The sequence below is a fragment of the Streptomyces botrytidirepellens genome (assembly GCF_003721215.1).
GTDB classification, from domain to species: domain Bacteria; phylum Actinomycetota; class Actinomycetes; order Streptomycetales; family Streptomycetaceae; genus Streptomyces; species Streptomyces himastatinicus.
The window spans coordinates 1-9,241 of record NZ_RIBZ01000745.1 but is presented as its reverse complement, the minus strand read 5'-3'; the positions used below and the strand labels follow the sequence as shown (position 1 = coordinate 9,241).

Annotated in this window: 12 protein-coding genes and 1 pseudogene; 6 read left to right on the top strand and 7 right to left on the bottom strand. The window is 72.8% G+C overall.

Annotated features, from left to right (window positions below):
• Positions 1-261, top strand: a 261-nt coding sequence (locus EEJ42_RS37955) for a response regulator transcription factor (protein ID WP_148082172.1), incomplete at its 5' end; no start/stop codon positions are given.
• Between the two features lie 216 nt (positions 262-477).
• Here the strand turns inward: EEJ42_RS37955 and EEJ42_RS37945 are convergent.
• Both EEJ42_RS37945 and EEJ42_RS37940 read right to left on the bottom strand, forming a co-directional pair.
• A pseudogene (locus EEJ42_RS37945) lies at positions 478-1,110 on the bottom strand (phosphatase PAP2 family protein); the annotation flags it as partial.
• A gap of 118 nt (positions 1,111-1,228) precedes the next feature.
• Positions 1,229-1,717: an inorganic diphosphatase gene (locus tag EEJ42_RS37940; protein ID WP_123106726.1), complete on the bottom strand. Its 489-nt coding sequence runs from the start codon at positions 1,715-1,717 to the stop codon at positions 1,229-1,231.
• A gap of 181 nt (positions 1,718-1,898) precedes the next feature.
• Between EEJ42_RS37940 and EEJ42_RS37935 the strand changes: the two genes are divergently transcribed.
• Together EEJ42_RS37935 and EEJ42_RS37930 are read left to right on the top strand one after the other, a co-directional pair.
• Positions 1,899-2,951: a medium chain dehydrogenase/reductase family protein gene (locus EEJ42_RS37935; RefSeq protein ID WP_123106725.1), complete on the top strand. Its 1,053-nt coding sequence runs from the start codon at positions 1,899-1,901 to the stop codon at positions 2,949-2,951.
• Positions 2,952-3,062: 111 nt separating this feature from the next.
• Positions 3,063-3,689 carry a GntR family transcriptional regulator gene (locus EEJ42_RS37930; RefSeq protein WP_123106724.1) on the top strand — a complete coding sequence of 209 codons (627 nt, stop codon included), beginning with the start codon at positions 3,063-3,065 and terminating at the stop codon, positions 3,687-3,689.
• A gap of 6 nt (positions 3,690-3,695) precedes the next feature.
• On the opposite strand, the gene EEJ42_RS37925 is transcribed toward EEJ42_RS37930, so the two are convergent.
• The 3 genes from EEJ42_RS37925 to EEJ42_RS37915 all read right to left on the bottom strand — a co-directional run bounded on the left by EEJ42_RS37925 (position 3,696) and on the right by EEJ42_RS37915 (position 6,310).
• A complete protein-coding gene (locus tag EEJ42_RS37925; RefSeq protein WP_123106723.1) occupies positions 3,696-4,061 on the bottom strand; it encodes a cupin domain-containing protein in 366 nt (121 codons plus the stop codon).
• Positions 4,058-4,864: a carbon-nitrogen hydrolase family protein gene (locus EEJ42_RS37920; RefSeq protein ID WP_123106722.1), complete on the bottom strand. Its 807-nt coding sequence runs from the start codon at positions 4,862-4,864 to the stop codon at positions 4,058-4,060. Before EEJ42_RS37920 ends, EEJ42_RS37925 begins: the two co-directional genes overlap by 4 nt.
• Before the next feature lie 90 nt (positions 4,865-4,954).
• Complete coding sequence (locus EEJ42_RS37915; RefSeq protein ID WP_123106721.1) at positions 4,955-6,310, bottom strand: MFS transporter; 1,356 nt, start codon at positions 6,308-6,310, stop codon at positions 4,955-4,957.
• A gap of 141 nt (positions 6,311-6,451) precedes the next feature.
• Between EEJ42_RS37915 and EEJ42_RS37910 the strand changes: the two genes are divergently transcribed.
• Positions 6,452-7,174 (top strand): DUF2848 domain-containing protein, encoded by a 723-nt coding sequence (locus EEJ42_RS37910; RefSeq protein WP_123106720.1) that lies wholly within the window; start codon positions 6,452-6,454, stop codon positions 7,172-7,174.
• Between the two features lie 108 nt (positions 7,175-7,282).
• Here EEJ42_RS37910 and EEJ42_RS37905 read toward each other — a convergent pair whose 3' ends face one another.
• Entirely contained in the window at positions 7,283-7,726 is a 444-nt protein-coding gene (locus EEJ42_RS37905; protein ID WP_123106719.1) for an SPW repeat protein, read from the bottom strand.
• A 133-nt stretch (positions 7,727-7,859) separates the two neighbouring features.
• A complete protein-coding gene (locus EEJ42_RS37900; RefSeq protein ID WP_123106718.1) occupies positions 7,860-8,237 on the bottom strand; it encodes a 5-carboxymethyl-2-hydroxymuconate Delta-isomerase in 378 nt (125 codons plus the stop codon).
• 100 nt (positions 8,238-8,337) lie between these two features.
• Between EEJ42_RS37900 and EEJ42_RS54015 the strand changes: the two genes are divergently transcribed.
• Positions 8,338-8,469, top strand: coding sequence for a hypothetical protein (locus EEJ42_RS54015; RefSeq protein WP_257231808.1), 132 nt, complete (start codon positions 8,338-8,340; stop codon positions 8,467-8,469).
• A 127-nt stretch (positions 8,470-8,596) separates the two neighbouring features.
• On the top strand, positions 8,597-9,196 hold the full coding sequence (locus tag EEJ42_RS37895) for a winged helix-turn-helix domain-containing protein (RefSeq protein WP_123106717.1): 600 nt from the start codon (positions 8,597-8,599) through the stop codon (positions 9,194-9,196).
• Positions 9,197-9,241: the final 45 nt, after the last annotated feature.

Sequence of the window (9,241 nt, the reverse complement as noted above, 5' to 3'; positions counted from 1 at the left end):
GGCGCCGGCGCCCTGGCCGGGCGGCGCGGCGCGGCCCGGGAGCGGGTCGCGGCGCTCACCGCCCGGGAGCGGGAGGTGCTGGCCTTCCTCGGCGGCGGGCTGTCGAACGGGCAGATCGCGCGTCGGCTCCATGTGGTGGAGGGGACGGTCAAGGCGCACGTCAGCTCCATCCTGGCCCGGCTGGGGGTGGACAACCGGGCCGCGGCCGCCGTCGTGGCGCACGAGGCCGGTGTCGTGCCGCCGCCTCGCGAGCACAACTGACGTCAGGCGTACGGCGAGCGGCTCTAGGGGGTGTCTTGTCGATGAGGCCGGATCAGCGAGCGGCGTCTGGTGCGGTAGCTCGCAACCCGCGTGAGGAGAGCGCAGGGGGCACCTCCCAGCGGTAGCTGGGGGAGGCGCGGAGTGCGACGAGCGCGGGGCCGCGAGGTGCCGTGCCAGGCGTCGGGAGCCCGGCATGATCGGCAAGACACCCCCTAGCGCGAGCAGCGCGGCCGCGACGACGCACCCGCCCAGGATCGCCCCGGCGAGCACGTCGTGCGGATAGTGCACCCCGACCAGGACGCGCAGCAGCGCCGCCGCCGCTGCCGTCGGGAGGGTCAGGGCGGCCCAGCGCGGCCGCAGAACGGCCAGGCCGATCGCGAGGGCGGCGGCCAGGGTGGCGTGGTTGCTGGGGAACGACCAGTCCCCCGCCGCGGGGCAGTGGGCGATGGCCGCGGCTCCGCGTACGGCGCGGCAGGGCCGTTCCTCGTCCACCACCAGCTTCAGGGCCTCGCTGAGCGCGTACGCGGCCACGGCGCCGAGGCCGACCACGGCGGTCCCGGCGATGCCGCGCGCGTCCTTGCGGCGCAGCGCCGTCCACCCCAGGACGGCCAGCAGCAGCCCGAGGACGGCCACGGTGCCCTCGCTCGCCGCTTCCAGCGGCGCCAGGGGGACACCGGCCACCGCTCCGGTGAGCGCGCGGTACGCGGATGCGGAGGCTCCGTGTCCGACCTCGACGGGGCCGGGGTCCCCCAGCCCGCCCGGGGAGAGCAGGACGACCGCCGCGGCGCCCGCGGCGAGCAGCGCCGCGGCCCCCAGGAGCCGGGCGGTGTGGTGAGAGTGCGTTGGCATGGCCCCGAACGTAGGAGCGGCCGACGCCGGGAGCCCGGGCCGAACGGCAGGGTGCGACCCTGACGTTGGTCAGGGTTGACGGTTCAGGAACTTGGATGCGGCGGGACCGCGTGGACGTCTAACCCGCGCGGGCGCGGGAGGCGGCGATCTCGGCGTACGCCTGGTCGCGGCCCTCCCAGTGGGATCCCTCGACGGACTTGCCGGGTTCGAGGTCCTTGTAGACGTCGAAGAAGTGCGTGATCTCCATCCGGTCGAACTCCGGCACGTCGTCGATGTCCTGGACGTCCACGTAGCGCGGATCGTGGGCGGGCACGCACAGGATCTTCTCGTCCGGGCCCTTCTCGTCGCGCATGCAGTACATGCCGATGGCCCGGCACAGGATCACGCAGCCCGGGAAGGTGGGCTCGCCGACGGTGACCAGGGCGTCGAGCGGGTCGCCGTCGCGGCCGAGGGTGTGGTCGATGTAGCCGTAGTCGGCCGGGTACTTGGTGGCGGTGAACAGCATCCGGTCCAGCCGGATGCGCCCGGCCTCGTGGTCCATCTCGTACTTGTTGCGGGACCCCTCGGGGATCTCCACGACGACGTCGAATTCGGCGGCGGACTCCATCGCGACCTCCGGTCACCGGTGGGCGTGCTTCCAGTGTGCGCCGTGCGAGCCGCTCACGCCCTGCTGTGGCCATGGGCGCGCCCCGGGCTTGACACATCGAGACTAACAGCCTCATTGTTCTGTTAGAAGTTCTCACGATTACTAGAAGCCCTCAGGAATCACGAGAAGACGGAGCCCCGCCATGTCACCCATCTCGCCCGCCTCGCTCCCCTCGCTCACCGAAGTCGTCCTGCCCGGTCGGGTGGACCCCGAGGGGCTCCAGCTCCGCACCCGCCCGGTGCCCGAGCCCGGGCCCGGGCAGGTCCTGGTGGCCGTCGAGGCGTCCGGGGTCTCGTTCGCCGAGCAGCAGATGCGCCGCGGCAAGTACTACGACCAGCCGCCGTTCCCCTTCGTGCCCGGGTACGACCTGGTGGGCACGGTCGCCGGGACGGGCGCGGGGGTGGATCCGGGGCTGCGCGGCCGCCGGTTCGCCGTGCTGACCAAGGTCGGCGGATGGGCCAGCCACGTCCTGGCCGACGCGGGCGACCTGGTCGCCGTGCCCGACGGGGTGGGCGCGGCCGAGGCCGAGACGGTGGTGGTCAACGGGATCACGGCCTGGCAGATGCTGCACCGGGTGGCCCGGGCCCGCGCCGGGATGACCGTACTGGTCCACGGGGCCAACGGCGGGGTGGGCTCCACCCTGGTCCAGCTCGCCCGCCGCGCCGGAATCACGGTCATCGGCACCGCGTCGCCCCGCCACCACGACGCGGTACGGGCGCTGGGCGCCACCCCCGTCGACTACCGCGACCCGGACCTGGCCGCGCGGGTGCGCGAGCTGGCGCCCGGCGGGGTGGACGCGGTGTTCGACCACGTCGGCGGCGAGGGCATCGTGGACTCGTTCCGGCTGCTGGCCCGCGGCGGCACGCTCGTCTCGTACGGCACGGCGGCCACCCGGGACGTGCCCGGCTCGTCCCGGGCGCCGGTCCTCAAGCTGTTCGCCCGGCTCCTGCTGTGGAATCTGCTGCCCAACGGCCGGAAGGCGCACTTCTACAACCTGTGGGCGGGCAGACGGCGCCGCGCCGCCTACCAGGCGCGGGTGCGCGAGGATCTGGGCCAGGTCCTGGCGCTGCTCGCGAGCGGTGAGTTCACCGCCCAGGTGGCCGCCCGGGTCCCGCTCGCCGAGGCCGCGCGGGCGATGCGGCTGGCGGAGTCCGGCACGGTCACCGGCAAGGTCGTCCTCGTGAGCGGATCCTGAACCTCGGGAACGGCTCCTGCACCGCGGGGACGGCTCCTGCGCCGCGGGCTCCGGGACCTTCCGCCGTGATAATTTTCGTATACGAGTGGTATGCGAGGAGGCAAGGGCCCAGTGCAGTCCGGACGAGAAAAGGCGTACGCGTTCCTCAAGGAGACCGTGCTGACCGATCCCGACATGCAGGGCCGGTTCCTCACCGAGCAGGAGATCGCCGACCGGATCGGCATCTCCCGGACCCCCATCCGCGAGGCGCTGCTGCTGCTCGCGGCCGAGGACCTGGTGCAGTTGGTGCCCAAGCGGGGCGCGCACATCGCCCCGCTGTCCGGCCGGGAGATCACCGAACTGATGGAGCTGCGCGGGATCGTCGAGCGCTACGCCGCCGAACAGGCCATCGAGCAGCGGAAGGTGCCGGTCGAGGAGCTGACGGAGCTGCTGGAGCGGCAGCGCGGGCTCAGCGGACCCGAGCACGCCAAGGAGTTCATCGCCGTGGACCACCTCTTCCACGCGACCATGGTCGCGTCGGTGGGCAACGAACTCCTCAACCGGCACTACGACGGGCTGCGCAGCCGCCAGATCCGGGCCGGGGTGGTGGCGCTGTACAACCGGACCGGCCGTCAGGAGGCGGTGCTCGCCGAGCACCGAGCGATCCTGGACGCGGTGGCCTCCGGCGACCCGGAGGCGGCGCGCGCCGCGATCAGCGGCCACCTGGAGTCGACACTCAAGGTGCTCCTGGCGGGCTGAGCCGCCTCATGCCCCGGTCGGGGTCCCCGGGTAGGTGATCACCAGCATCGTCACCCCGTGGTCGGAGACCCACGGACCGTGGGGCATGCCCGGCGGGCGGCATGCGTAATCGCCGCGCGAGAAGGTCCGCCCCAGCGTCAGGTCACGCATGTCACCCTCGAGCAGGTAGACCTCCTCCCAGAAGTCATGGCGCACGACTCCGGACCGCGAGGTGTCCGTGCCCGGCTCCCACCGGACCAGCGCCGTGCGATGCGCACCGCTCCCGTCCGCGGCGAGGGTCTGCTCCCGGACGCCCGGGGCCGCTCCCTCGGGCACCTGCCAGGCGCCCGAGGGGCGGTGGAATTCCAGCTCGGGCTTGTCCCGCCCGCTCATGCGCCGGTGCCCAGCTTGCGGTTGGCCAGGACGGACACCGTGCGGCGCACCGCGGCGACCTCCTCGGTGGCGACGTCCGCCACCAGCAGTCCGGGCGCCGCCTCCAGCCGCTCGCGTACGGTCCCGTCGGGGCCGACGAGGGCGCTGTAGCCGATGCCGGTGGGGGCGCTCGTCGACGGAACCTCGGCGCCGCTCGCCGCCGGGTCGGCCTGGCCCACGGCGGCCAGCCACACGGTGGCGTCCAGCGCCCGCGCCCGGGTCAGCAGCTCCCACTGATCGCGCTTGCCGGGGCCCGCGCCCCAGGAAGCGGGCAGCAGCGACAGCACCGCGCCCGCGTCGGCGTGCGCCCGGAACAGCTCCGGGAACCGTACGTCGTAGCAGGTGGCAAGGCCGATCCGGACGCCGTCCAGCTCGAAGGTCACGACCTCCGAGCCGGGGGCCACGGTCTTGGACTCGGCGAAGCCGAAGGCGTCGTACAGGTGGATCTTGTCGTACGCGGCCTCGACGCCCAGGCCGGTGGCCAGCAGGGTGTTGGTGACCCGCCCGTCGGGGGCCGGGGTGAACATGCCCGCCACGACGACGAGCCCGGCGTCCCGCGCGATCCGCCGGACCTCGGTGGCCCAGGGGCCGTCGAGCGGTTCGGCGAGAGGGCCCAGCTTGGTGCCGAAGCACGCCATGGCGGCCTCCGGGAAGACGACGATCCGGGCGCCGTCCGCCGCCGCGCGCAGGGCCTGCTCGCGCAGGGTGGCGAGGTTCTCCTTCGGGTCCGGGCCGGTGGTGATCTGGCTCAGTGCGATGCGCATGGGGTGTGTTGCCTCCCTGGTCGGCGCGATGGGTGACGTGGCGATGATGCCCCGGGCGGGGCACGGCTGCCCGTCCCGGGGGGTGGTGCGTCAGCGGGCCGCGGCGGACGACCGCTGCGGTGCGGCCACCGCGTCCGGCTCCTCGTCCTCGGCGGGCGCCGCGTCCCGGCCCAGCCACAGCCCGGCGACCGTGGCCACCGCCGTGAGCGCGATGTAGAGCGCCAGCGGCTGCCAGGCGTGGTACGTCCCGAGCAGCGTCGTGAACAGCAGCGGCGCGACCGCCCCGCCGACGACGCCGGCCAGGGTGTACGCGAGGGAGGAGCCCGTGTAGCGCAGCCGCGGGGAGAACTGCTCGGCGATGAAGGCCGCCTGCGGCCCGTACATCAGCGAGTGGATCACCAGCGCGCCGACGACACCGAGGGTGAGCAGCGCCCAGCTGCCGCCCGCGACCAGCGGGAAGAAGAGGAAGGGCCAGACGCCCGCGGCGACGGCCGAGACCCCGTACAGCCACCGCCGGTTGACGCGGTCGGAGAGCGCCCCGGCCAGCGGTATCAGGAAGATCTGGAGGGAGGAGCCGATGAGCACGGCGGTCAGCGCGGAGCCGCGCGACATGCCCAGTTCCCCGGTGGCGTAGGTGAGCACGAAGACGGTGAACATCGCGTACAGCACGTCGGGGGCGATCCGGCAGAGGATCGCCGCGGTCAGGGCCCGCGGCTGGGAGGCGAACACCTCGCGCACCGGCGCCTCGGAGCGGTCCTGCGCGGCCTCCATCGCCTTGAAGACCGGGGTCTCCTCCAGCTTGGCGCGGATCCACAGCCCGAACACCACCAGCACACCGGAGAGCAGGAACGCCACCCGCCAGCCCCAGGACAGGAACTGGTCCTCCGTCAGCGCGGCGCCCAGCCCCGCGAGCACCCCGTTGGCGAGCAGATTGCCCGCCGGAGGGCCGACCTGGGCGGCCGAGGCGAAGAAGCCGCGACGCTTGGGATCGCCGTACTCGCTGGACAGCAGCACCGCGCCGCCCCACTCGCCGCCGACGCCGACGCCCTGGGCGAAGCGCAGCAGCACCAGGGCGGCGGGGGCGGCGACGCCGACGGTGGCGTAGGTGGGCAGCAGCCCGATCAGCAGGGTCGCGGCGCCGATGAGCACCAGGGTCGCGATGAGCACCTTCTTCCGGCCGATGACGTCTCCGAGCCGCCCGAAGACGAAGCCGCCCAGCGGGCGGGAGACATAGCCGACGGCGTAGGTGGAGAACGCCAGGAGGGTGCCGGTGAACGGGTCCTTGGAGGGGAAGAAGAGATCGCCGAAGACCAGCGCCGCGGCGGCGGAGTAGACGGCGAAGTCGTACCACTCCAGGGCGGTGCCGGTGAGGCTGGCGACGAAGGCGCGGCGGACCGCGGGTCCTTCGGCCCGGGGTTCTGGTGCGGCCTTGGAGGTGCGCTGCATGGTCCGTCCTCGAGGTGGTGCGGGGGTGGGTGTGCGTGAGGGGTGGTTGCGTGATGCACGGCTTCCGGCATACTTGTTGTATACCGAGCGTATGCGCAACCCCCTTGAGGGAAGTTCCTCGCGATCTGGAGTGCACACCCCATGACGACGCAGCCGACGCAGCCCCCGCAGTCCCCCCGCCCCACCCTGACCTTCGAACTCCCCGACGGCTCCACCCGGCAGGTGGAGGTCGTCCAGGTGCTCAACGCGGGCTACGCCGGACGCAGTCAGGAGGACGTGGCCGCCCATGTCGCCGAACTGGCCGAGCTGGGCGTCCCCGCGCCCAGCGTGACCCCCGCCCTCTACCCCATCTCCCCCTACCTCGCCCAGCAGACCGGCCGGGTCAGCGTCCAGCACGGCCGCACCTCGGGCGAGGCGGAATGGGCGCTGGTCGTGGCCGAGGGCGGGGAGCTGCTGCTCACCGCCGCCTGCGACCACACCGACCGAGAGCTGGAGGTGCACGGCGTGGCCTGGAGCAAGAACGCGGGCCCCGATGTGCTCGCCGCCCGCGCCTGGCGCCTGGCGGATGTGGACGCACGGCTGGACGAGCTGACCCTGCGGGCCTGGGTCACCCATGACGGCACGGAGACCGAGGTGCAGAGCGGCACCCTGGCCGAGCTGCTGCCGCCCGCGTACTGGGTCGAGGTGCTGCGCGAGCGCGGCGGCCTGGTGCCGGGCACGGTGCTGATCTCCGGCACGATCCCGATGACGGAGGGTGTCGACCAGTTCGCCGACCGCTGGCGGGTGGAGCTGGGCGATCCGGCCACCGGCGACCTCATCGAGTGCTCCTACGACGTGGTCCCGCTGCCGGAGCCGATCGGCTGACGCACACGCCACGAGCCACGACGGGCCACGACGAGCGACAGCGGACCAGGCCGTCGGCCTGGTCCGCTGTGGCTCGTAGCGTCCGATTCCGTGTCGTTCAGCTCTCGGTCAGGTGGTCTCCCGTCCCTTCCGCATCACCACACCGGCGGCGATCAGGCCGAACAGGCAGGTGAGGGCGCCGATGAGCACGTTGTTCCAGATCATTCCGGCATCCGGCCCCCTGGCAACGACCCAGGGAGAAATGATCATCCATACACCGATCGCGGACATGGCCCAGCACAGGCTGTACATCCTCCTCGGCGCCGACGTGAGGCCGATGCCCAGCAGGGCGATGGCCAGGCCGAGGATGACGTTGTTGACCATGAGGTCGGGGCTGGTGCTCGAGAAGTGCACCACCCAGGGGGAGATGGCGAAGTACAGACCGGCAAGCAGCACCGGTCCGTCGAGGAAGACAACATCCCGCGCGTCCATCATGCGAGCGAAGCGCTCACGCATCTCGGACACGTCGGGGTGGCCCTTGAGATCACCTCGGGTACGTGAGACGTCGGCCATACGACTCGCCTCCTTCGTTCCATGCAAGTCTGACCGCGCAGTACGGCAATACCGCCGCACCACCATTGTGCGCCTCGCCTCGCTTTATAGGTAGATGTCGGATTGGCTCCGCTACCCGAGGTGTCCGCGGGGTCTAAGAGGCCGGCGGGGTGGCCTCCTCGTGCTTCGCGTACCAGGCGCGGTCCAGGTCGGTGATGTTCACGGTGGTCTGCACGGTCAGGCCCGGCACCGGCGCCACATGGGCGCGTGCGACGTCCAGCACGGCGCGGGACAGCTCCGCCTTGGTCCCGGCGTCCCGGCCGGACAGGATCGCCACCTCGATGTGGATCATGGCGAGATGGGGCGCCCCGTCGGCGATGACGGCCTCCTCGATCCGGCGGAACCGGGTCTTGCACCCGGCCACCGCGGTGTCGATGGTCTTGGCGACGACCGGGTGCAGGGCGGTGCCGAAGCCCTGGCGGTCGAAGGCGTCGGTCAGGGTGTCGGAGTATTCGACGACGATGTGCGGCATGGGCGGGGCTCCTCATCGGGAGTGCGGGGTGAGGTGGGCATCGTCGCACCCTGCCCGGGGCCCGAGCGCCGCGGGCCGTTCTTCTGCTTCAATAGGGGGCATGGTCAGCCTCATCAACGCCGCGACGGGTCGTCTCGACCTGGAGCCGTTCTGGCCGTCCCGGCAGGCGCACCACTTCGACCGCGAGTGTTGCCGCGCATCCGTTGCGCGGGCCCGCTCGCTCGGCTGCTGACGCCGCCCCACCCGGCCGCTCAGCGTCCTGCCCGGTTCAGGGGCACCCTTTCCCCGTTCCGAGCTCCTCGGCCCAGCCCGCGCGCATGACGTCCACCGACGCCCTCAGCGCGAAAGAGCTGACTCCCATGACGAACGTCCGTACCCTCTCCGCCCCCGCGTCCACCTCCCCCGCCGCCACGGCGCCCGGGCGGCCCCCGCTCACCGGCCGACAGCGGCTACGAGCCGTGGCCCGCGACGAGGTGCCCCCCGTCGACGACTTGCTGCACCCGGGCGCCACCTGGCTGCCCGCTCCCCCGCACACCGTCCCCGCCCTCCCCGGCCAGCCGCCGATGATCGGCTACCTGGTGCTGGTCCCGGCCGACCAGCAGGAGCGCCAGGGGACCGCACCCGCCGCACCCGCCACACCCCCTGCCCCCGCAACGCCGCTCCCCACCGACGAAGGCCCGGTGCGGATCGACCCCGAGCAGCGGACCGTGCGGGTCGCGGGGCGTCCGCTCGACCTCACGTACCTGGAGTTCGAGCTGCTGGCCCATCTCGTCGCCCATCCGCACCGGGTGCACACCCGCGATCAGCTGGTGACGACGGTGTGGGGGTACGGACACGTCGGCGACGGCCGGACCGTGGACGTCCATGTCGCCCGGCTGCGCCGCAAGTTGGGCGCGGAGCACCGCGGGTCGATCGTCACGGTGCGGCGCGTGGGCTACAAGTACGTGCCGACCGCGTAGCACGGCAAGGAGCGCCGTACGGGCCGCGACTCGGCCCGTACGGCG